The 309-nt window shown below is 70.2% G+C and carries 1 protein-coding gene; it reads right to left on the bottom strand.

What is annotated here, in order from left to right; all coding sequences use genetic code 11:
* On the bottom strand, positions 1 to 309 hold a 309-nt coding region (locus IG05_RS43340), incomplete at both ends, for a KR domain-containing protein (RefSeq protein WP_037816060.1).

The raw sequence follows: 309 nt of genomic DNA, 5'->3' as shown, positions 1-309 counted from the left end.
CGCGGCGTCGGTCTTGGGTTTGAGGACGGTGTCGAGGCGTTCGGGGGTCAGGGCGGTGAGGACGGTGTCGTCCAGTACTCCCGCGGTGTGGATCACTGCCTTGAGGGGGTGGTCGGCGGGGATGGTGGCGAGCAGTGTGGTGACCGCTTCCTGGTCGGAGACGTCGCAGGCGGCGAGGGTGACCTGGGCTCCCAGGGCGTGGAGTTCGTTCTTGAGTTCGGTGGCTCCCGGTGCCTGGGGGCCGCGCCGGCTGACGAGGAGGAGGTGGCGTGCGCCGTGGGTGGTGACCAGGTGGCGGGCCAGTACCGT

This window comes from Streptomyces sp. NRRL S-1022 (assembly GCF_000720135.1).
Classification (GTDB): Bacteria; Actinomycetota; Actinomycetes; order Streptomycetales; family Streptomycetaceae; genus Streptomyces.
Note: the sequence above shows the minus strand (reverse complement) of the source record. Positions and strands in the feature narration are given on the sequence as shown.